The following is a 20,639-nucleotide window of genomic DNA, read 5'->3' as shown; positions in this document are numbered from 1 at the left end:
GGCACCCTACGTGACCTACAGCACCCTGACCCCTGCTCGCCACACCGCCCGCGTCAGCGGGACACCGGGTCGGTAGGCCAGATGGGTGGTCGAGGGGGCGTTCAACACGTGCACGTCGGCGCGCGCGCCGGGCCGGAGCACGCCGATGTCGTCACGACGCAGCGCTTGCGCCCCACCAAGGGTCGCGGCCCGCACGGCTTCCTCGACGCTCATCCGCATCTGGAGGACGGCGGTGGTGACGCAGAAGGCCATCGACGACGTGTACGACGAGCCGGGGTTGCAGTTGCTGGCCAGCGCCACGGTCGCGCCCGCGTCGAGCAGGCCGCGGGCGTTCGGGAGCGGCTGGCGGGTCGAGAGGTCGCACGCGGGCAGCAGCGTGGCCACGGTGTCCGAGCCCGCGAGCAGCTCGACGTCCTTGTCGGACAGGTAGGTGCAGTGGTCGACGCTCGCCGCGCCGAGGTCCACGGCCAGCCGCACCCCCGGCCCCTCGCCGAGCTGGTTGCCGTGCACGCGCAGGCCGAGTCCCTTGGCGGCGGCCGCTTCGAGCACCGCGCGCGACTGGTCCTCGTCGAACGCGCCGGTCTCGCAGAACACGTCCGCCCAGCGCACGTGCGGGGCCACGGCGTCGAGCATCTCGCCGCGCACGAGGTCCACGTAGTCGTCGGCGGTCGTCCCCGCGGGCACCAGGTGCGCGCCGAGGAACGTGACCTCGTCGGCGTGCTCCCGCGCCAGCTTCGCCGACCGGACCTCGTCGACGACGCTGAGGCCGTACCCGGTCTTGGTCTCGACGTACGTGGTGCCCTGGCTGACGGCCTCGGCGATGTGCCGCTTGAGGTTGGCGGCCAGCTCGTCGTCGGAGGCGGCACGGGTCGCGCCGACCGTGACGGCGATCCCCCCTGCCGTGTAGGGCTTCCCGGCCATCCGCGCGCCGAACTCGGCGGTCCGGTCGCCCGCGAACACGAGGTGCGTGTGGCTGTCGACCCACCCCGGCAGGACGGCCCGGCCCTCGACGTCGACACGGGTGTCGGCGGCGGGCTCCCCGTCCCCGACCCACACGACCCGGTCCCCCTCCAGCACCAGCGCGGTGCCGGAGACCTCGGGGTCGTTGGTGGTCAGCTCGCCGATGCCGGTGATGAGGGTGCTCATCGACGCAGGAACCGCTTCCAGGCCTCGGCCGGGAACGCGATCCGCGCCCCGGTGTTCTTGGAGTCCCTCACAGCGACCACCGGTCCGGTGAAGGCGACCTCGACGCAGTTGCCCTCGTTCCCATCGCCGCTGTAGCTGCTCTTGCGCCACTCCACCACAAACACCTCTTTCACTCGGTGAGCATCCCTTCGATCAACGCCACCGACTCGGAGTGGCTCATGGCCTGGGCGACCACGTGTTCGAAGACCAATCTAGCCCGCGCCACATCGCTCGCGTCCTCGAAATGCGACGCGCCGATGGGGTACTCGATGTACAGCATGTCCGGGTCTTCCTGGTCCGGGAACTCCAGCAGGGTGAACGCTCCGGTCAACCCTCCATGGATGCCGACGTCCTCAGACAGCACCCGGAGGGTGACCGTCGACAGGTCGGACATGATCACCAGGGACTCCAACTGCTCGACCTTGAGTTCCGGGTGGCGGTCCAACCTGCGAAGAGCTGATTCATCGATCAACCCGATCAGGTTCAGCGGGCGCTGCTCATCAGTCAGGCGGAGTTGGCGGATCTTCCGGATCTCCACCTGGTTGGCGATTTCGGACCTGGTCCTGCGCAGTTGGCTCGCCTCGAACACCGCCTGCATGTAGGCCGGGGTCTGGAGCAGGCCCGGCACGTAGGAGAGGGACATCTCCCGCACCACCGATGCCTCACTCTCCAGGTCGACGTAGCCCAGCACGGTGTACCCGTACTTGACCCACCAGCCCGGCTCCAAGGCGTACCGGACGTCGTCCAGAAGCCTTGGCAGGTAGACGTCGTAGACGTCCATCATCGAGCGGGCGAGGTGGACGTCCACCTGTGACTCACCCGCTTCGATGCGGTACATCGAGGTGCGCTTCTTGTCCAGGGCGAGCGCCGCCTCGTCGATGGTCATCCCCGCCTGTTCGCGCATCTGGCGCAGGCGGCGTCCCAGCTTCCGGCGTCGGAATGGTGGCCTCTTCATGGGGGTCATGATGACCTTCGGGAATTCCGAAGATGGGAATCCCATCACCCGTTCGAGAAATGAACACCGTCTTGGGCGATGACCTTCCCGGCCACGACCACGGTCGCCACGTCCGACGCGGTGGCCGTCAGGACCACCTGCTCGGGCCGGGAACCGGCCGTGCGCACCGAATCGAGGCGGATCGCGACGAAGTCGGCCGGTGCGCCGACGCCGATGCGCCCGGCTTCCGGCCAGCCGATGGAGGCGTGGTTGGTCAACGCCGCCATCAGTTCCCGTGGCGAGAAACGGCCTCGCCTGCCGGTGCGGAGGCGTTCGCCGTGCTCCAAGGCCCGTGATTCCAAGAGCGGGTCGATGACGGCGTGCTGGTCGCTGCCCAACGACAACGGGCTGCCGGCGTCGACGAGTTCCCGCGCGGGGCCGATGCCGTCGGCCAGGTCGGCCTCCGTGGTGGGGCAGAAGCACGCGCCCGTGCCGGAGGTGCCGAGGAGGGCGATGTCCTTGTCGGACAGGTGGGTCGCGTGGACCGCCGTGGTGCGCGGGGTCAGCGCGCCCGCCTCGTGGAGCAGCTCGGTGGGGGTCATGCCGTACGCGGCCAGGCAGGCCTCGTTCTCGGCGGGCTGCTCGGACAGGTGGACGTGCAGCGGCTGCTCCGGGAACGCGGCGGCCACCTCCGCCAGCTCGGCGCGGGGAACGGCCCGCACCGAGTGGATGGCCGCGCCGATCCTGGTCATCGCGTCCGGGCGCAGCTCGGCGACGCGGGCGGCCCACGCCGAAGCGGTACCGTCGGTGAAGCGCTCCTGGACACCCTGTACCGGTTGGTCGATACCGCCGGCCAAATAACAGGTGTCCAGCAGGGTCAAGCGGATGCCTGCGTTCGCCGCCGCTTGGCGCAGGGCTTCGCCCATCTCGTTGGAGCGGTCGTGCAGGTAGTGGAACTCGCCCACGGCCGTGATCCCGGCGACGGCCATCTCGCGGTAGACCGAGGTGGCCAGCGCGAGGTAGCTGTCCGGGGTGAGGGACGCGGCGACGGAGTACATGGCCTCGCGCCACGTCCAGAACGTGCCGCCGTCGTCGTGGGTCCGGCCCCGGAGGGCCCGGTGGAAGGCGTGGGAGTGGGCGTTGGCGAAGCCCGGCAGCACCACGCCCGACAACCGGGTGGCGTCACCCGGAGCGTCCGTTGTGGACAGTCGGACGACGACGCCGTCCACGACGTCCACCAGGACGCCGGGGACGACACCCTCGGGCAGCCACGCCTGTTCGCACCAGTAGCTCGTCACGTCGCCAAGTGCTCCAGGGTCGTCGCCAGCGCCACGACACCCGCCGCGCAGTCGTCCGACGACGCGAACTCCTCCGGCGCGTGGCTGACACCGGTGGGGTTGCGGACGAACAGCATCGCGGTCCTGGCGTGGGCAGCGAGGATGCCCGCGTCGTGGCCCGCGCCGGTCGGGAGGGCGGGTACTCCGCCCAGGACCTCGGCCAGGGAGTCGCGCAGGCCGGCGTCGAAGTGCACGGTGTCGCCGTACGACTCCTCGGTGACCTTGAGCGAACAGCCCTCGTCCTCGGCGGCCCGCGTGGCCGCCGCGGTGATCTCGGCGACGACCTCGCGCGTGCGGGCGTCCTCCTCGGCACGCGCGTCCAACCAGACGTCGACCGAGGACGCGATCACGTTGGTGCCGCCGGGGTTCGGGATCAGCCGCCCCACGGTCGCCCGCGCGCCGCCGGTGGCGGCCTTGCGCGCCGCCAGGACCATCCGCGACGCCGGGAGCATCGGGTCGCGGCGGTCCTCGATCAGCGTCGCGCCGGCGTGGTTGCCCTCGCCGGTGAAGCTGAACCGCCACCGCCCGTGCGCCAGGATCGAGGACGCCACGCCGACCGGGACGTCGAGGCCGCGGCCCTGCTCCACGTGCAGCTCGACGAAGTCGCCGATCATCGACAGCGCCCGGTCGTCACGGCCCATCCGCAACGGGTCGAAACCCGCCTTGTGCGCGGCCTCGCCGAACGTGACGCCGTCCGGGTCGGTCAGCGACGCCGCGGCCTGCGCCGAGATCGCGCCGGTCATCAGGCGCGATCCCAGGCAGGCCACGCCGAACCGGCCGCCTTCCTCTTCCGCGAACACGACGATCGCGAACGGCCGGGTGGGCACGAAACCCTTGGCCCGCAACACGTCCACGGCCTGGAGCGCCGACACGACGCCCAACGGCCCGTCGAACGCGCCACCGCCAGGCACGGAGTCCAGGTGGCTGCCGGTCACGACCGCGTTGCGACCGGGCTTGCCCCACCACGCCCACAGGTTGCCGTTGCGGTCCGCCTGCACGTCGAGGCCGCGCTTGGCCGCCTCGGCGGTGAACCACTGGCGCAGCTCCAGTTCCGCGGGCGCGAAGGCGTGGCGGGAGTACCCGCCGCGCTTGGCGTCCCGGCCGACATCCGCGATGTCGGCGAGCAGGTCACCCATTGGACGACATGGGGATGCGCACGCCCCGCTCGTCGGCGACCTCGGAGGCGCGGTCGTAGCCCGCGTCGACGTGCCGCAGCACGCCCATGCCGGGGTCGTTGGTCAGCACGCGCTCGATCTTCTGCGCCGCCAACGGGGTGCCGTCGGCCACGGTGACCTGGCCCGCGTGGATGGACCGGCCGATGCCGACGCCGCCGCCGTGGTGGATGGAGACCCACGTGGCGCCGGAGGCGGTGTTGACCATGGCGTTGAGCAGCGGCCAGTCCGCGATGGCGTCGGACCCGTCGGCCATCGCCTCGGTCTCGCGGTACGGGGAGGCGACCGAGCCGCAGTCGAGGTGGTCGCGGCCGATGACGATCGGCGCGGACAGCTCACCGCTGGCGACCATCTCGTTGAACTTCAGCCCCGCGAGGTGGCGTTCGCCGTAGCCGAGCCAGCAGATGCGGGCGGGCAGGCCCTGGAACTCGACGCGCTCACCGGCCATCTTGATCCACCGGGCGAGCTTCTCGTTCTCCGGGAACAGCTCCAGGATCGCCTTGTCGGTCTTGGCGATGTCGGCCGGGTCACCGGACAGCGCGGCCCAGCGGAACGGGCCCTTGCCCTCGCAGAACAGCGGGCGGATGTAGGCGGGGACGAAACCGGGGAAGTCGAACGCCCGCTCGAACCCGCCGAGCTTGGCCTCGCCGCGGATCGAGTTGCCGTAGTCGAACACCTCCGCGCCGCGGTCCAGGAACCCGACCATGGCCTCGACGTGCGCGGCCATCGACGTGCGGGCGCGGTCGGTGAACTCCTCGGGCTTGGTGGCCGCGTAGTCCTGCCAGTCCTCCAAGGCCACCCCGGCGGGCAGGTACGCCAGCGGGTCGTGCGCGGAGGTCTGGTCGGTGACGATGTCGACGTCCACGTTGCGGCGCAACAGCTCCGGCAGCACCTCGGCCGCGTTGCCGACGACGCCGACGGACAGCGCGCGCCCCTCGGCCTTGGCGGCGAGCACCCGTGCGATGGCGTCGTCCAGGTCGTCGGCGACCTCGTCCAGGTACCGGGTCTCCAGCCTTCGCTGCACGCGGTGGGGGTCGACGTCGACGCAGAGGGCCACGCCCTCGTTCATCGTGACGGCCAACGGCTGCGCGCCGCCCATCCCGCCGAGACCGGCGGTCACGGTGAGGGTGCCGCGGAGGGTGCCGTTGAAGCGCTTGTCCGCCACGGCCCCGAAGGTCTCGTAGGTGCCCTGGAGGATGCCCTGGGTGCCGATGTAGATCCACGACCCGGCGGTCATCTGGCCGTACATGGTCAGGCCCGCGGCCTCCAGCCTGCGGAACTCGGGCCAGTTCGCCCAGTCCGGCACGAGGTTGGAGTTCGCGATGAGCACGCGCGGGGCCCACTCGTGGGTGCGCATGACGCCGACCGGGCGGCCGGACTGGACCAGCAGCGTCTCGTCGTCGGCCAGGTTCTCCAGCTCGCGGCTGATGGCGTGGAAGCTGGGCCAGTCGCGGGCGGCCTTGCCCGTGCCGCCGTAGACCACGAGGTCCTCGGGGCGCTCGGCGACGTCGGGGTCGAGGTTGTTGTGGAACATGCGCAGCGCGGCCTCGGTGGACCAGCTCTTGGCGGTCAGGTCCAGTCCCCTGGCAGCGCGGATCTCGGTGCTCAACGGAGGGCTCCACTTCGGATGAGGGCCTCGGCGGCCGCGATTTCGGGGGCGAGGTGCCGGTCGGGGCCGGGGCCCTGGACGGTCTCGCGGAGCTTCGCCACGGCCGCCGCGGTGGCGGGCGCGGGCTTGAGCGGCGCGCGCAGGTCGAGCGCGCGGGCGGCGGTGAGGAGTTCGATGGCCAGCACGGTGGTCAGCCCGTCGACGGCCTTGCGCAGCTTGCGGGCCGCGGACCAGCCCATGGACACGTGGTCCTCCTGCATCGCCGAACTCGGGATCGAGTCGACGGACGCGGGAGCGGCCAGGCGCTTCAGCTCGGACACGATCGCGGCCTGCGTGTACTGGGCGATCATGTGGCCGGAGTCGACGCCGGGGTCGTCGGCGAGGAACGGCGGCAGGCCGTGCGACCGGTTCACGTCGAGCATCCGGTCGGTGCGGCGCTCGGCGATGCTGGCGACGTCCGCGACCGGGATGGCCAGGAAGTCCAGCACGTACGCGACCGGCGCGCCGTGGAAGTTGCCGTTCGACTCGACCCGGCCGTCGGCCAGCACGACCGGGTTGTCGATCACGGAAGCCAGCTCGCGGTCCGCGACGACCTCGGCGTAGGCCACGGTGTCGCGGGCCGCGCCGTGCACCTGCGGGGAGCAGCGCAGCGAGTACGCGTCCTGCACGCGGGTGCAGTCCGGGCCGCGGTGGCTCTCCATGATCTCCGAGCCCTCCAGCAGCCTGGCCATCCGCGCGGCCGACGCGCCCTGGCCGGGGTGCGGGCGCAGGGCGTGCAGGTCGGCGGCGAACACCCGGTCCGTGCCCAGCAGCGCCTCGACGCTCATCGCGGCCGTGAGGTCGGCCAGGTCCAGCAGGGCGTGCAGGTCGCCGATGGCGAGCACCAGCATGCCGAGCATGCCGTCGGTGCCGTTGATCAGCGCCAGGCCCTCCTTCTCGGCCAGGACGACGGGCTCGATGCCCGCCTTCCGCAGAGCCACCCCGGCCTCGACGAGTTCGCCGTCCGCGTCGCGCACCAGACCCTCGCCCATCAGCGCCAACGCGGCCGCGGACAGCGGGGCGAGGTCGCCGGAGCAGCCCAGCGAGCCGTACTCGTGCACGACGGGCGTGATGCCCGCGTTGAGCATCGCGGCCATGGCGTCGACCGTCGTCGGCCGGACACCGGTGTGACCGGACGACAGCGTGCGCAGCCGCAGCAGTTGGAGCGCGCGGACGACCTCGCGCTCGACCTCGGGGCCCGCGCCCGCGGCGTGCGACCGAATCAGCGACCGCTGCAACGCCGTGCGCCGGTCCGGCGGGATGTGCCGCACGGCGAGCGCCCCGAACCCGGTCGAGACGCCGTACGTCGGCTGCTCGGCGGTGGCGAGCCGCTCGATGTGCGCCCTCGCCGACGCCACCAGTTCCCTGGTGGCCTCCGGGATCTCCACCGGCACGCCGTCTCGGGCGACGGCCTGCACGTCCTCGCGGGTCAGCGGCTTCGGACCCAGCTGCACGGGTTGCACCATGTGCACATCACAACGCCCCGGAGCCGTTTCCACGACCCCGGAGCGGGTGACTCCGTCTGGGATACCAGACAGCTACCTCTTGCCGAACCAGGAGACGTCGACGTGGTCGGCGACCGTGGTGGCGTTCGCCGTGGCGACGAGCGTCTCCAGGGGGATCGCCGACGGCTTGGGCGGAGTCCTCAGGTCGGCCTGGAACGACTTGCCCGCGATGGTCAGGAACAGGTCGCCGACGGGCACCACGACCATCACGTCCGTCCAGTCGTCGCCGACCTGCCTGGCCGGGACGAAGGTCGCGTCCGTCCCACGGGCCCGGACCGGCGTGCCACCGGTGGTGTCCGGGGAGTCGGACGACAGCCGCACCTCGGTCGGCGTGACGGTGCCGAAGGTGGCGATCGTGACCGTCCAGTCGGTCGGAGAGGTCCCCGTCGAGGTGTAGGAGGACGAATCCGTCGTGCGGTTTCCGGCGTAGGGCGCCGCCACCTCCAGCACGGGCCCGTGGACGGACTTGCCGTCGGTCCTCATCGCCTTGGCGATCCGCGGGAGGACCTCGCGCGGGTCGGGCAGGTTCTTGGCCCGGAGCCACACCAGGCGATCGTCCGCGCCGCGCCACAGGAGGGTGGTCGACTGGGGTTCCACGGGCAAGGCGTAGCGGCCCTCACCCAGGGCCCCGAGGTCGACCCGGTCGTCCTTCGCGTCCTTGAAGGTCTGCTCGACCATCGGGTTCGGGCCGTCCTTCGCCTTGGCGCTGAACGCCACGAGTTGCTCGGGGTCGGCCGGGTTCCGCCACTGGCGGGTGTAGATTCCCCCGGAGTAGAGCTCGCGGAACTGCTCCACGAACCCGTCCGGCAGCCATCCAGGCTCGTAGCGCAGCGGCACCTCGCCGAGCGAGTAGTCCGGCTTCGTGTCCGGGCGTGGCGGCTTGCCGGTGTACGACGTCGGCGTCTGGGTGACAGCCGGGTCGGCGACGGGCGCGGGCTGGCGGGTGATCACCGCCGCCACCGCGACCAGCGCCGACGCGGTCACCAGGACCGCGATCACCAGCGGCGTCCGGTTGCGACGCCGTCGGGCGAGCGCGGCCAGCATGGCGTGCGGTGGCGGGGCCAGGTCGGCCTGCTTCGCCAGGGCCTCGCGGATCAGGTCGTCGGTGGTCATCGGGCCTCCTCCAAGCTGTTGGCGGCGCGCAACGTCGTGAGCGCGCGGGAGATGTGGCTGCGGACCGTTCCGGCGGCGCAGCCCAGGACGTCGGCGATCTCGTCGTCGTCGAACCCGTCGTAGTAGCGGAGCACCACGGCCGCGCGCTGCTTGCGCGGTAACAGGGCGATGCGGCGCAGCATGGCGTCGCGCTCGTCGTAGCGGCCCACGGCGTCGACGGCCGTGCTGCCGACCGCGTCGAGGGCGGCGTGCGACATGGCGACGTCCTTGGCCGCCCTGCGCCTGCGCCACGACAGGTACTCGTTGGTGATCATCCGCTTCACGTACGCGGCGGGCGCGTCCAGCGCGCCGATCCGCTGCCACTTCTGCTGCGCCCGCAGGAGGCACTCCTGCACGACGTCCTGCGCCAGTTGGGCGTCGCAGGTGAGAACCATCGCGTAGCGCAGCATCGGGGTGGCCTCGTCCGCGGTGAAGTCCTCGAAACTTCGGCTCATGCCCCTCCAATGCGCGGGCCCACCATTTTGTTGAGCGCGTTTCTGTCGGACCCCTTCCCTACCCTGTCGGCATGGCGAAGGTGATGGTCGTCGACGAGACGACGTCCGGGACGAAGACCGAGCAGTGGATGCTCGACGTGGCCGAGGAGCGGCTGCCGCTGCGCGAGGTCATCCGGCGGCGGGTGTTCCAGGAGGTCGCGGAGTTCAACGCGCGGCAGGGCGTGGTGTTCCGCGGGCTGGTGCGGCCGACGGACGCCGAGGCGGAGCTGAACGGGTTCCGGCTGCGGGAGCACCGGCGGATCGACCCGGAGAAGCAGTCGGCGCTGGCGCTGGAGGCGTTCGGGCGCAACGGCTTCGTGGTGCTGGTCGGCGACCGGCAGGTCGAGGGGCTGGACGAGGTGGTCGACCTGGCGCTCGGCACCGAGGTCACGTTCCTGAAGCTCGTCGCGCTGGTGGGTGGCTGATGAAGCTGCTCGACGAGTTGTGCGGGTTCGTCAAGTCCCGCCACGGCGCCTGGGGCGAGCGGTGGGACTGGGCGCGGGGCAAGGTGGAGGCGCTGTCGCCGGAGGAGCGGGCGGAGTTCCTCGCGGCGTGCGTCGCCCGGTTCCCGAGGGGCGTGCTCGACCGGGGCACGGTGGAGTACAACCTCGCGCACTGCCTGCTGACGCTCACGGCCGCGGCCGATCCGGCGGGCGCGCTCAGCGAGGAGCGGGCCGCGGCGCTGGAGGCGCTGTCCCGCCAGCAGGGGTACTGGCAGCAGATGCGGCACGAACTGCTGGCCGAGGCGGACCTGGCCGTGGGCCGCCCGCTGTCGCCCGCGCTGATCGCGGTGTTCCGCCGAGCGGCGACGGACACGTACACCCTCCCGCAGACGACGGCGTTCGCGAGGAAGCTCACCGAGCCGCTGCTCAACGTCGGCGAGCCGTGGGCCGAGCGGGCGATGGCGGACGCGGAGGCGCGCGGCGAGCCGTGGCGGCGGCTGCTGGCGCACGTGCTGACCGCGACCGCCGCGAAGCCCAACGACAAGTGGAACCGGCCCGCGCGGGAGCTGATCGCCGAGATCGGCGCGGACGCCGTGCTGCCGGTGGTCCTGGAGTGGCTGGCGCTGGTCGGCCGCCCGCGCACGTTCCTGCTCGACCCGAACCCGTACGGGCCGGACGGCAACGAGTCGTACGACCCGTTCAACGCCAACGCGGTGCGCGGGCTCACCTGGCTGGTGGCGCTGCTGCCCGCCGACCCGGCGTCCGCGCGGACGTTGGGCGCGCTGGTGGAGACCTCGCTGCGCAAGGCCGCCGGGATCGGGCCGCGCAACCCGAAGGTCGCGAACGCGTGCGTGGTCGCGCTGACCCTGATGGACGGCGAGGCCGTGCTCGCGGAGCTGGCGCGGCTCGCGACCCGCGTGACGTTCAAGGGGACGTTGAAGATCCTCGACGCCGCCTTGGAGGCGAAGGCCGAGGCGCTGGGGCTCAGCCGGGAGGAGATCGAGGAGCTGGCCGTGCCCGCGTACGGCTTGACCGAGGTCGGCCGCGCCGTGGTGGAACTGGGCGAGACGAAAGCCGTGCTGGCCGTGGTGGGGCCGAAAGCCGTGCTGTCGTGGCGTTCCGCGGCGGGCAAGCCGGTGAAAAGCGTGCCCGCGGCGGTGAAGCGCGACCACGCCGAGGAGCTGAAGGAGCTCAAGGCGTCCGCCAAGGACCTGGACAAGATGCTGACGGCGCAGGCGGAACGGCTCGACCGCCAGTTCCTCGCGCGGCGCACGTGGGCGTTCGGGACGTGGCGCGAGCGGTACCTGGACCACCCGCTGGTCGGCACGCTCGCCCGCCGTCTGCTGTGGACGGTCGACGGTATCTCGTGCGGCTACGCCGACGGCGAACTCCGCGACCTGGCGGGGAATCCGGTGCCACCCGGCGAGGTCGCGCTGTGGCACCCGATCGGCAAGGAGACCACCGAGGTCCTAGCCTGGCGCGAGTGGTTGGAGCGGCACGGGATCACGCAGCCGTTCAAGCAGGCGCACCGCGAGGTGTACCTGCTGACCGACGCCGAGCGGAACACCCGCGTCTACTCGAACCGGTTCGCCGCGCACGTCCTGCGGCAGCACCAGTTCCACTCGCTCACCGCGATCCGGGGGTGGCGCAACAAGCTCCGGCTGATGGTGGACGACACCTACCCGCCCGCCACCCGCGACCTGCCGCACTGGGGGTTGCGGGCCGAGTACTGGGTGCAGGGCGACGGCGAGGACTACGGCGGCGACACCACCGAGTCCGGCAGCTACCTGCGGCTGCGCACCGACCAGGTGCGCTTCTACCCGATCGACGCGCCGGAGAGCCACGCCCACGCCTGGGCCAACGACAACTACACGACACCGGAGGGCGTGGAGCCGGTCCCGCTGGCGGACGTGCCCGCGCTGGTGCTCAGCGAGGTGCTGCGCGACGTCGACCTGTTCGTCGGCGTCGCCAGCGTCGGCAACGACCCGACGTGGCAGGACGGCGGCCCGGACGGCCGGTTCCGCGAGTACTGGACGACGTACGGCTTCGGCGAGCTGGGCGAGACCGCCCAGACCCGCCGCGACCTGCTGACCAGGCTGGTGCCCCGGCTGGCGATCGGCGGGCAGTGCGTGGTCGAGGACCGGTTCCTGCACGTCAAGGGCACGCGGCACACGTACAAGATCCACCTGGGCTCGGGCAACATCATGATCGAGCCGGACAACCGGTACCTGTGCATCGTGCCGAAGTCGGCGACCACCGACGCCTACCTGCCGTTCGAGGGCGACCGCACGCTGGCCGTCATCCTGAGCAAGGCCCTGCTGCTGGCCAAGGACACGGAGATCACCGACCCGACCATCCTCAGCCAGCTCTGAACCCGGCATGATCGTTCCCATGAAGGTTCTGGTGGTGGGTGCGAGCGGGTTGGTCGGGCAGCACGTCGTCGAGCGGCTGCGGGAACGGCGGCACGAGGTGACCGCCGTCGCCCGCACCGCCCGGCCGGGGATCGACCGGACGCTCGACGCGACCGCGGTGTCGGAGGCCGACCTGGCGGGCCTGCTCGCGGGCCACGACGGCGTCGTGTTCGCGGCGGGCGCGGACGACCGGGAGATCCCCCGCAAACCCGCGTACCCGGTGTTCCACCGCGGCAACGTGGAACCGGTCGTGAAGCTGCTCGGCGCGGCCCGCAAAGCGGGCGCGACCAGCACCGTAGTGCTCGGCTCGTACTACACGCACTTCAACCGCGAGCACCCCGAGTGGGAGCTGGAGGTCGTGCACCCGTACATCCGCAGCCGCGTCGAACAGGCGCGCGCGGGCCGTGAGGCGGCGGGCCCGAACCTGCCCGTCGCCGTGCTGGAGCTGCCGTTCGTGTTCGGCCGCGCGGGCGACCGGCTGCCGAACTGGTCCGGCGGCCTGGACAAGTGGGTCCGCTCCCGCTCCCCGCTGCTGGCCCCGCCCGGTGGCAGCGCCGCCACGACCGCGGCCAGCGTGGCGGAGGCGGCGGTGACGGCGTTGGAGGAGCGGTCGGACGCGGACATCCCGGTCGTGGACGAGAACCTGACGTGGAAGGACATGATCAGCCGCATCGCGACGGCGGCGGGCCACGCCCGCAAGGTCCACGACCTGCCGCCCGCCGTGGTCCGAGGGGCCTTGAGCGCCACCGGGGTGCTCCAGTCCCTCACCGGCAAGCAGTCGGGGCTCGACCCGGCGAAGCTGGGCGACCTCATGGTCCGCGAGCTGTTCGTGAAGGTGTCGCCGCCGCGGTCGATCGACCACGCCATCAGCCAGACCTTCCCGGCCCGTTAAGACCGCAAAACGGCGGACAAGCGCTGGTCGCGGGCCGAGTGGCGGACACCTCGACGCCGTTTTTTAGCCCACACGGGCGTGAAGGGACGCACTAACCTCGGTCGCATGGGGATCAGCAGCGACGTGCCCGCCCTGCGACGCGGACTGGCCGTGTTGCAGTTCCTGGCGGGCAGACCGGGACCGGTCTCGGCCACGTCCGTGGCCCGTGAACTGGCCCTGCCGAGGTCCACGACCTACCACCTGCTCGCCGAGCTGACCGAGGCCGGCTTCGCCACGCACTTCCCGGAGGACCGCCTCTACGGGTTGGGCGTGGCGTCGTTCGAGCTGGGCTCGGCCTACCTGCGCCACGACCCGCTCGAACGCCTGGCGCGCCCGGTGCTGCGGCGGCTCGTGGACCGCGTCGAACGCACCGCGCACCTGGGCGTCCTGCACGGCGCGGAAGCCCTCTACCTGGTGCGGGAGCAGCCGAGGCAGCCGCAGTCGATCGTCTCGGACGTCGGCGTCCGGCTGCCCGCGCACCTCACCGCGTCCGGGCGGGCGATGCTCGCGCGACTGCCCGCGGCCCAGGTCCGGGCGCTGTTCCCGACCGCGGGGAGCTTCGTCGACCGCACCGGCCGCGGCCCGCACAGCCTGCCCGCGCTGCGCGGCCTGCTGGGCGCCGAACGCCGCCAGGGCTGGTCGGTGGAGGACGGCTACGTGACCGAGGGCTTCGCGTCCGTGGCGGCCCCGGTCTTCGACCACGGCGAACGCCCCATCGCCGCCATCACCGTGACGTTCCGGCACGTGTGCGACACCGAGTGCGGCGAGACGTGGCCCGACGTCGCCAAGGACGCGCTGCTCGCCGCCGAGGAACTCACCTCGCGCATCGGCGGCCGTCCGACCAAATGAGAAAGGGCCGCCCCTTCCGGGACGGCCCTTTTCCCTTACCGCGTCAGATCTTCTCCTTCGACAGGAAGTCGGCCGCGACGTTCGCGATCGTCTCCTTGTCGACGTCCACGCGCTTGACCAACTCGGCCAGCTTCTCCGTGGTGAGCGCGGCGGACACCTTGTTCAGCGCCGCCTTGCCCTTGTCGTCCAGCGCGTCGGACCGGAACAGCGGCACGACGTTCTGCGCCGGGTACAGGTTCTTCGGGTCGGCCAGCTCGACGAAGCCGTTCGCCTTGATGTCGGCGGACGTCGTGTAGAGGTTGGCGACCTGGACGGTGCCGCCCTTCAGCGCGTCCACGGTGACCGGGCCACCGGCGTCGGTGGTCTTGATCTCCTTGAACTTCACGCCGTAGACCTCGTTGATCTTCGCCTCCCAGCGCTGGGCCCACTCGCCCGCCGCACCGAGCACGAAGTCCGGCTTCGAGGCGAGGTCGGCGACGGACTTCACGCCCGCGTCCGCCGTCGCCTTCGACACCACGAGCACGTCCTTGTCCTCCGCGGCCGACTTGTCCAGCACGGACAACCCGGACGGCGTCTTGGACTTGAGCGCCGTGTACACGTCCTCGGACGTGGTGGTGGCGTTCGTCTTGTCGAAGTAGTTGAGCAGGTTGCCGGTGTACTCGGGCACGACGCCCAAGGACTTGTCCTGCAACGCCTTCACGACGAGTTCGCGGGCGCCGATGCCGGACTTCACGGTCGTCTTCAGACCAGCGGTCTTCAACGCGCCCGCGTACACCTCGGCGAGGATCTTGTTCTCGGTGAAGTCGGCCGAGCCGACCACGACCTCACCCGACGCGGCCTGCTGGTCGCTGCCGCTGAGGTTTTCCGCCGAACCACAGGCCGACACCAGCAGTGCGGCCGCCGCGACGACCACGGCCAAGGAGCGCTTCATGGAAATTCCAATCGGTGGATATCCCGGCCTTGAGGCCGGGGAGGAGCCGATCCGTGGACGGTGCCGAGACGGTCGGGTCCGAAGTGGACAGGTTACTTCGGTCTTCGTTGGCAGGACGGGTATTCTGGAAGTCGTGCCGGAAGCGGTGGTGAAGCGGTCGTACCGCTATCGGTTCTACCCCACCGAGGAGCAAGCGGCGGAGTTGTCGCGGACCTTCGGCTGCGTCCGGCTGGTCTACAACCGGGCGCTGGAGATTCGCACCACAGCGTGGCGCCGGGAACAGCGGCGGGTCGGCTACGCCGACACGTCCGCGCTGCTCACCGCGTGGAAGCAGACCGACGAACTCGATTTCCTCAACGAGGTGTCGTCCGTGCCTTTGCAGCAGGGTCTGCGGCACCTGCAAAAAGCGTTCACCCGCTACTTCGGCAAGCAGGCCGACTACCCGAGGTTCAAGTCCCGCAAGAGGTCGCGAGCGTCCGCGGAGTACACCCGCTCGGCGTTTCGTTGGCGCGACGGCGAGCTCACCCTGGCGAAGATGGCCGAGCCTCTGGCGATCGTGTGGTCGCGTCCACTGCCCGAGGGCGCCGAGCCCTCGACGGTGACGGTCTCGCGTGACCCGGCCGGCCGGTGGCACGTGTCGATCCTGGTCGAGACCACCGTCGACCGGTTCGCACCCACCACGGCCGTGGTCGGCGTCGACGCCGGACTGACCTCGCTGCTGACCCTCTCCACCGGGGAGAAGATCGACAACCCCCAGCACGAGCACCGGGAGCGGGCCGCCTTGGCCCGCGCCCAGCGGAACCTGGCCCGCAAGGCCAAGGGCTCCACCAACCGGGCCAAGGCCAGGGTGAAGGTCGCCCGCGTGCACGCCCGGATCGCCGACCGGCGACGAGACCTGCTGCACAAGCTGACCACCCGACTCGTTCGTGAGAACCAAACGATCGTGATCGAGGACCTGGCAGTCCGCAACATGGTCAAGAACCGGTCGCTGGCCCGCGCCATCAGCGACGCGTCGTGGTCGGAGTTCCGGTCCCTGCTGGAGTACAAGGCCCGCTGGTACGGCCGCACGGTGATCGCGGTGGACCGGTGGTACCCCTCCAGCAAGACCTGCTCGCGCTGCGGGCACCTGCTCGACGCGCTGCCGCTCGGCGTGCGGGAGTGGACCTGCCCCGGATGCGGCGAGGTCCACGACCGCGACGTCAACGCAGCGCGGAACATTCTGGCCGCCGGACGGGCGGTCGCAGCCTGCGGAGACGGAATCAGACCCAACCGGCGCTAGTCGGTGAGGCATCTGTCGGAACCTCCCTTCCGGGGAGCGGAAACAGGAACCGCCCGCCGCGAGGCGGACGGAACTCCCCAGTCCCTCGGGACCGGGGAGGACGTCAAGCCGTGCTTCCTCCTGAATCAGGCTGAGCGGCGGTTGCCACCAGCTTCTGCGAGCGTTTGCCCTTCTTCGGCCCGACCGGTTGCCCGGCGAGCCGCAGTCCTCTCGGGACGATCGCCTTCTGCCCGCTCGCGAGCAGCAGGTCCAGCGCTACGGCGAGCACCGCGATCAGCACCGCGCCGCCCACGAACTGGCCGTAGTCCAGTACGCGCAGGCCGTCCAGCAGCGGGCGGCCGAGGGTTTCGATGCCCACGTACGCGGCGACCGACGCGGTCGCCACCACCTGGAGCGTCGCGTTGCGCAGGCCGCCGATGAGCAGCGGGAGGGCGTTGGGCAGTTCCACCCGCCACAGCACCTGGCCTCCCGTCATCCCCATGCCGCGGGCCGCGTCCACGACGCCGCGGTCGACGTCCTGGATGCCCGCGTACGTGCCCGCCAGAATCGGCGGGATCGCGAGCACGATCAACGCGATGAGCACGGGGCCTGTTCCGCCGCCCGCGATGAGGTACAGGAACGTGACCAAACCGAGCGTCGGCAGTGCCCTCAGGGCGTTGCTGCCGCCGACCAGGAACGTCCCGCCGCGGCCGGTGTGGCCGACGAACAGGCCGAGCGGCACCGCGATCGCGCTCGCGCCGAGCACGGCGCCGAGGCAGTACAGCAGGTGCACGCCGACCCTGAGCGGGATGCCCTTGGGGCCGCTCCAGTTGACCGGGTCGAACAGCCACCCGAACGCGTCCGCGAAGATCACGCTTTCACCCCCCGGACGTGGTTCCACGGCGTGAGCCACTGGCGCAGCGCCACGAGCAGGCCGTCCACGACCAGCGCGAGCAGCAGCGTCAGCACGATGCCGACGATGATCGGCGCCAGGTAGCGGCTGCGGAAGCCGTCGGTGAACAGCACGCCGAGCCCGCCGGTGCCGATCAGGGCGCCGACGCTGACCAGGCTGATGTTGCTGACCGACCCGACCCGCAGCCCGGCGAACAGCACCGGCACCGCGAGCGGCAGCTCCACCGTCAGGAACCGGCGCAGCGGCCGGAAGCCCATCGCGGTGGCCGCGGCGGTGATCTGCGCGGGCACCGCGTCGAGCGCGTCGCTGACCGGGCGGGTCAGCAGCGCCGTGGTGTAGACGGTGAGCGCGATGACGACGTTGTTGATGTCCAGCACCTGCGTGCCGATGATCGCGGGGATGATCGCGAACAGCGCGAGCGACGGCACCGTGTAGACGATGTTCGCCGTGCCGAGCAGCGCGCCGCGGAACCAGCCGTAGCGGTGGCACACCCAGCCGAGCACGACGGCCAGCACGACCGAGATCACCAGCGGCAGCAACGACAGGTAGACGTGCTCCAGCAGCATCGTCCAGATCGCCGACCGCGTTCCCGCGTCGCCGAGGTACTTCCCCAGGTCGCCCACGGGTCAGCTCCTGCTCTCGCGCAGGCCCTCGATCACCGCGAGCACCTGGGTCGCCGTCACCGCGCCGACGACCGCGCCCTCGGGGTCCACGGCCACGCCGAGCCCGGACGGCGACGACAGCGCCGCGTCCATCGCGCCGCGGATCGACTGCCCCACCTCGAACAGCGACCCGCCGGGCTTGAGCACGTCCTCGGTCAGACCACCGTCCACAGTGGTCCCAGGAGCGAGCCAGCCACGGGGGTGCTTGCGCTCGTCGACGGCCAGCCGCCACTCGGACGAGGTCTCGACGGGCGAGCCGACGACGACCGTGGGCACCGGGTCGACCTCCACGCCGGAAGCGTCCACAAAGGACAGGCTGCGGTAGCCCCTGTCCTTGCCCACGAAGTGCGCGACGAAGTCGTCCGCGGGCCGCGCGAGCAGTTCGGCTGGCTGGTCGTACTGCGCCAGGATGCCGCCCTCGCGGAACACGGCGACCTTCTCGCCGATCCGCACGGCCTCGTCGATGTCGTGCGTGACGAACACGATCGTCTTGTCCAGCTCCGCCTGGAGGCGCAGCAGCTCGTCCTGGAGTCCTTCCCGGACGACCGGGTCGACCGCGCTGAACGGCTCGTCCATCAGCAGCACCGGCGGGTCGGCGGCCAACGCCCGCGCCACCCCGACCCGCTGCTGCTGGCCGCCGGAGAGCTGCACCGGGTACCGCTTGCCCATCTCGGCGGGCAGGCCCACCAGTTCGAGCAGCTCCGCCGCGCGCGACCGGGCCTTCGCCTTGGACCACCCGAGCAGCAGCGGCACGGTGGCGACGTTGTCCAGCACCGTCCGGTGCGGGAACAGCCCGGCCTGCTGGATGACGTACCCGATCCCCCGGCGCAGCTCGGGCGGGTCGACGGACAGCACGTCCCGCCCGTCCACCAGGATCGTGCCGGACGTCGGGTCGATCATGCGGTTGACCATGCGCAACGACGTCGTCTTGCCACAACCGGACGGTCCGACGAAGACGGTGATCGTCCCAGCTTCGACCGTGAGGTCCAGGCTGTTCACGGCGATCGTCCCGTCGTCGAACCGCTTGGTCACGGCTCGGAACTCGATCACACGAGATCCCTCCGGTAGGGACGGCCGCCTATCGGCCGCTCTCACAGCAAGCGAAGTTCAGGAGAAACGACCCTAGCCCGAACGGCTGACGTCGGCAGGTCGTTCCAAGGCGTGGAAGCCCAGACGTCTCCTCCCCGTAACCTTCCGGAGCGCGGTCACTACTCTGCTCCGGTTGTGGGTACCAACGAGCCGATCGACCGAGTACGAGCCCTCTTGGCGGAGCGCGGGGTGCACGCGCGCAAGCTGCGCCCGGTGCTGACGCTGCTCGGCAAGGACTGGCACACCCTGGCGGAGCTGGTGCGGCTTCCCGCAGTGCCGCGGCGGACGGTGCAGGAGCTGCTGGCCGCCGCCGAGGAGGACCTGGAGACCCAGGGCGAGCGGTACCGGCTCGCGCCGTACCGGGCGGGGGCGTACGCCGAGGCGTTCGGAGTGGACGAGGGGCTCGCCGACCCGGTGAACACGTTGGTGTCGCGGCACACCGACACGCTGCGGTCGATCCTCGCGGACATCGCGAACGTGCCCGCGCCGCTGACCGCGCTGGACCACGTGCAGGCCACGGCGGACACCGCGTTGAAGCGGGCCCTGTGGCTGGACTCGACCTACGACCTGGGCGGCCGGAAGCTGCTGTGCCTCGGCGACCACGACCTCACGTCCCTCGCGGTGTGCGCGGTGAACCCGGACGTCGAGGTCACGGTCGTGGACGTGGACGACCGGCTGCTGGAGTTCGTCGACGCGCTGGCGTCCGAGCGCGGCTGGAACGTGCGGTGCCTGCACGCGGACTTCCGGTTCGGGCTGCCGCCGTCGGTGCTGGAGTCGGCGGACCTGGTGTTCAGCGACCCGCCGTACACCCCGGAGGGAATGGGCCTGTTCGCCGGGCGCGCGATCGACTGCCTCGCCGACCCCGCCCGCGGCCGGGTGCTGCTGGCGTACGGGTTCAGCGACCGCACGCCCGCGCTCGGGCTGAAGGTGCAGCAGGAGTTGCAGCGGCTCGGCCTGGTGTTCGAGGCGATCCTGCCCGCGTTCCACCGCTTCGACGGCGCGCAGGCCATCGGCAGCGCCGCCGACCTCTACGTGTGCCGCCCCACGTCCCGCAAGGGCGCCGGGTCGCACGGCAAGACCGGCATCTACACCCACGGCCCCCAGTCGTTGGAGGGCACGGGCCCGAGCAGGGAGGCGCTGGACAAGCTGTCCGACCTCGCGCCGCGCCCGGAGTCCTCGCCGCCGCCGAAGCCCCGCAAGCCCGGCTGGTACGAGCCGATCGGCAAGGGCGCGGCGTCGCTCGCCGTCGACCTGACCGGCGACCCCGGCCCGTGGCTGCTGCGGACCCTGCTCGCCAGCGTGCCCGCGCGGCTGGCGGCGCTGGTGCCGAACAACCACCCCAACGTGTCCAGTGAGAAGGGCCAGCACGAGCTGACGTCGTTGGTGGACAGCCGTTTCCGGCTCAAGTTCCTCCGCGGCACACCGGACAACAAGCACACGATCGTCGTCGCGGAACAGGTGCTCGCGGGTGAGCTGTCACCCGGCAAGCTGGTCGTCCGCGAGGTGCTGCTGCGCGCCCACGGCAAGCTCGGCAACGTGTGGCGCGAGGCGCTGATCACCGTGTCGCGCGGCGCGCTGACCAAGCGGGAGGCGCGCGAGCGCATCGACGCCGCCGTCGGCGAGCACGACGACCTGGACGAGCGGCTCGTCGACCTGCCGCGACACCGGATCGCCGCGCTGCTGCCGCTGGTCGAGGCGTCGGTCGCCGACTAGGCCGAACGCGGG

The 20,639-nt window shown here is 71.4% G+C and carries 19 protein-coding genes; 6 read left to right on the top strand and 13 right to left on the bottom strand.

Annotated features, from left to right (window positions below; genetic code table 11):
• Positions 1 to 15: 15 nt before the first annotated feature.
• The 9 genes from hutI to ACFWW9_RS14060 all read right to left on the bottom strand — a co-directional run bounded on the left by hutI (position 16) and on the right by ACFWW9_RS14060 (position 9,388).
• Entirely contained in the window at positions 16 to 1,146 is a 1,131-nt protein-coding gene (hutI, locus tag ACFWW9_RS14100) for an imidazolonepropionase (protein WP_390376192.1), read from the bottom strand.
• Positions 1,143 to 1,319 carry a DUF397 domain-containing protein gene (locus tag ACFWW9_RS14095; protein WP_390376189.1) on the bottom strand — a complete coding sequence of 59 codons (177 nt, stop codon included), beginning with the start codon at positions 1,317 to 1,319 and terminating at the stop codon, positions 1,143 to 1,145. The genes hutI and ACFWW9_RS14095 overlap by 4 nt, the downstream gene beginning before the upstream one ends.
• A complete protein-coding gene (locus ACFWW9_RS14090; RefSeq protein WP_390376186.1) occupies positions 1,316 to 2,140 on the bottom strand; it encodes a helix-turn-helix transcriptional regulator in 825 nt (274 codons plus the stop codon). Before ACFWW9_RS14090 ends, ACFWW9_RS14095 begins: the two co-directional genes overlap by 4 nt.
• A 44-nt stretch (positions 2,141 to 2,184) precedes the next feature.
• A complete protein-coding gene (locus tag ACFWW9_RS14085; protein ID WP_390376184.1) occupies positions 2,185 to 3,417 on the bottom strand; it encodes a formimidoylglutamate deiminase in 1,233 nt (410 codons plus the stop codon).
• Positions 3,414 to 4,592 carry an allantoate amidohydrolase gene (locus ACFWW9_RS14080; protein WP_390376181.1) on the bottom strand — a complete coding sequence of 393 codons (1,179 nt, stop codon included), beginning with the start codon at positions 4,590 to 4,592 and terminating at the stop codon, positions 3,414 to 3,416. The genes ACFWW9_RS14085 and ACFWW9_RS14080 overlap by 4 nt, the downstream gene beginning before the upstream one ends.
• Positions 4,585 to 6,237 (bottom strand): urocanate hydratase, encoded by a 1,653-nt coding sequence (gene hutU / locus ACFWW9_RS14075; protein ID WP_390376178.1) that lies wholly within the window; start codon positions 6,235 to 6,237, stop codon positions 4,585 to 4,587. Before hutU ends, ACFWW9_RS14080 begins: the two co-directional genes overlap by 8 nt.
• A complete protein-coding gene (hutH, locus tag ACFWW9_RS14070; RefSeq protein WP_390376175.1) occupies positions 6,234 to 7,742 on the bottom strand; it encodes a histidine ammonia-lyase in 1,509 nt (502 codons plus the stop codon). The genes hutU and hutH overlap by 4 nt, the downstream gene beginning before the upstream one ends.
• A 72-nt stretch (positions 7,743 to 7,814) precedes the next feature.
• A complete protein-coding gene (locus ACFWW9_RS14065) occupies positions 7,815 to 8,894 on the bottom strand; it encodes a hypothetical protein (protein WP_390376172.1) in 1,080 nt (359 codons plus the stop codon).
• Positions 8,891 to 9,388, bottom strand: coding sequence for a sigma-70 family RNA polymerase sigma factor (locus ACFWW9_RS14060; RefSeq protein WP_390376169.1), 498 nt, complete (start codon positions 9,386 to 9,388; stop codon positions 8,891 to 8,893). Before ACFWW9_RS14060 ends, ACFWW9_RS14065 begins: the two co-directional genes overlap by 4 nt.
• Before the next feature lie 71 nt (positions 9,389 to 9,459).
• Here ACFWW9_RS14060 and ACFWW9_RS14055 point away from each other — a divergent pair, with 71 nt between their 5' ends.
• From ACFWW9_RS14055 to ACFWW9_RS14040, 4 genes are all read left to right on the top strand, one after another.
• Positions 9,460 to 9,852: a hypothetical protein gene (locus ACFWW9_RS14055; protein ID WP_390376166.1), complete on the top strand. Its 393-nt coding sequence runs from the start codon at positions 9,460 to 9,462 to the stop codon at positions 9,850 to 9,852.
• Positions 9,852 to 12,242: a DUF4132 domain-containing protein gene (locus ACFWW9_RS14050; RefSeq protein WP_390376163.1), complete on the top strand. Its 2,391-nt coding sequence runs from the start codon at positions 9,852 to 9,854 to the stop codon at positions 12,240 to 12,242. The genes ACFWW9_RS14055 and ACFWW9_RS14050 overlap by 1 nt, the downstream gene beginning before the upstream one ends.
• 19 nt (positions 12,243 to 12,261) lie before the next feature.
• Positions 12,262 to 13,173 carry an NAD-dependent epimerase/dehydratase family protein gene (locus ACFWW9_RS14045; RefSeq protein ID WP_390376160.1) on the top strand — a complete coding sequence of 304 codons (912 nt, stop codon included), beginning with the start codon at positions 12,262 to 12,264 and terminating at the stop codon, positions 13,171 to 13,173.
• Positions 13,174 to 13,278: 105 nt separating this feature from the next.
• Positions 13,279 to 14,061 (top strand): IclR family transcriptional regulator, encoded by a 783-nt coding sequence (locus ACFWW9_RS14040; RefSeq protein ID WP_390376157.1) that lies wholly within the window; start codon positions 13,279 to 13,281, stop codon positions 14,059 to 14,061.
• 43 nt (positions 14,062 to 14,104) lie between these two features.
• Here ACFWW9_RS14040 and ACFWW9_RS14035 read toward each other — a convergent pair whose 3' ends face one another.
• The gene (locus ACFWW9_RS14035; protein ID WP_390376154.1) at positions 14,105 to 14,992 is read right to left on the bottom strand and encodes an ABC transporter substrate-binding protein; all 888 of its coding nucleotides are present in this window, start codon (positions 14,990 to 14,992) and stop codon (positions 14,105 to 14,107) included.
• 133 nt (positions 14,993 to 15,125) lie between these two features.
• Here ACFWW9_RS14035 and ACFWW9_RS14030 point away from each other — a divergent pair, with 133 nt between their 5' ends.
• Positions 15,126 to 16,271, top strand: a complete 1,146-nt coding sequence (locus ACFWW9_RS14030; RefSeq protein WP_390376151.1) for an RNA-guided endonuclease InsQ/TnpB family protein — start codon at positions 15,126 to 15,128, stop codon at positions 16,269 to 16,271.
• A gap of 103 nt (positions 16,272 to 16,374) precedes the next feature.
• On the opposite strand, the gene ACFWW9_RS14025 is transcribed toward ACFWW9_RS14030, so the two are convergent.
• The 3 genes from ACFWW9_RS14025 to ACFWW9_RS14015 are packed head-to-tail and all read right to left on the bottom strand — an operon-like array spanning position 16,375 to position 18,875.
• On the bottom strand, positions 16,375 to 17,121 hold the full coding sequence (locus tag ACFWW9_RS14025; protein ID WP_390376233.1) for an ABC transporter permease: 747 nt from the start codon (positions 17,119 to 17,121) through the stop codon (positions 16,375 to 16,377).
• Positions 17,121 to 17,729: an ABC transporter permease gene (locus tag ACFWW9_RS14020; protein ID WP_390376230.1), complete on the bottom strand. Its 609-nt coding sequence runs from the start codon at positions 17,727 to 17,729 to the stop codon at positions 17,121 to 17,123. Before ACFWW9_RS14020 ends, ACFWW9_RS14025 begins: the two co-directional genes overlap by 1 nt.
• Positions 17,730 to 17,789: 60 nt before the next feature.
• Positions 17,790 to 18,875 carry an ABC transporter ATP-binding protein gene (locus tag ACFWW9_RS14015; RefSeq protein WP_390376148.1) on the bottom strand — a complete coding sequence of 362 codons (1,086 nt, stop codon included), beginning with the start codon at positions 18,873 to 18,875 and terminating at the stop codon, positions 17,790 to 17,792.
• 174 nt (positions 18,876 to 19,049) lie between these two features.
• On the opposite strand from ACFWW9_RS14015, the gene ACFWW9_RS14010 reads away from it, so the two are divergent.
• On the top strand, positions 19,050 to 20,627 hold the full coding sequence (locus ACFWW9_RS14010) for a bis-aminopropyl spermidine synthase family protein (protein WP_390376145.1): 1,578 nt from the start codon (positions 19,050 to 19,052) through the stop codon (positions 20,625 to 20,627).
• The last annotated feature ends 12 nt before the right edge of the window (positions 20,628 to 20,639 follow it).

This window comes from Umezawaea sp. NPDC059074, from assembly GCF_042738955.1.
In the GTDB taxonomy this organism is placed as follows: domain Bacteria; phylum Actinomycetota; class Actinomycetes; order Mycobacteriales; family Pseudonocardiaceae; genus Umezawaea.
The sequence above is the reverse complement of the archived record's forward strand: the minus strand, read 5'-3'. Positions and strand labels throughout refer to the sequence as shown.

Coding starts and splice junctions, on each gene's coding strand:
- ACFWW9_RS14055 (WP_390376166.1), top strand. CDS start 9,460: ATGGCGAAGGTGATGGTCGTCGACGAGACGACGTCCGGGACGAAGACC.
- ACFWW9_RS14020 (WP_390376230.1), bottom strand. CDS start 17,729: ATGCTGCTGGAGCACGTCTACCTGTCGTTGCTGCCGCTGGTGATCTCG.
- hutI (WP_390376192.1), bottom strand. CDS start 1,146: ATGAGCACCCTCATCACCGGCATCGGCGAGCTGACCACCAACGACCCC.
- ACFWW9_RS14040 (WP_390376157.1), top strand. CDS start 13,279: ATGGGGATCAGCAGCGACGTGCCCGCCCTGCGACGCGGACTGGCCGTG.
- ACFWW9_RS14080 (WP_390376181.1), bottom strand. CDS start 4,592: ATGGGTGACCTGCTCGCCGACATCGCGGATGTCGGCCGGGACGCCAAG.
- ACFWW9_RS14065 (WP_390376172.1), bottom strand. CDS start 8,894: ATGACCACCGACGACCTGATCCGCGAGGCCCTGGCGAAGCAGGCCGAC.
- ACFWW9_RS14090 (WP_390376186.1), bottom strand. CDS start 2,140: ATGAAGAGGCCACCATTCCGACGCCGGAAGCTGGGACGCCGCCTGCGC.
- ACFWW9_RS14050 (WP_390376163.1), top strand. CDS start 9,852: ATGAAGCTGCTCGACGAGTTGTGCGGGTTCGTCAAGTCCCGCCACGGC.
- ACFWW9_RS14035 (WP_390376154.1), bottom strand. CDS start 14,992: ATGAAGCGCTCCTTGGCCGTGGTCGTCGCGGCGGCCGCACTGCTGGTG.
- hutH (WP_390376175.1), bottom strand. CDS start 7,742: ATGGTGCAACCCGTGCAGCTGGGTCCGAAGCCGCTGACCCGCGAGGAC.
- ACFWW9_RS14060 (WP_390376169.1), bottom strand. CDS start 9,388: ATGAGCCGAAGTTTCGAGGACTTCACCGCGGACGAGGCCACCCCGATG.
- ACFWW9_RS14045 (WP_390376160.1), top strand. CDS start 12,262: ATGAAGGTTCTGGTGGTGGGTGCGAGCGGGTTGGTCGGGCAGCACGTC.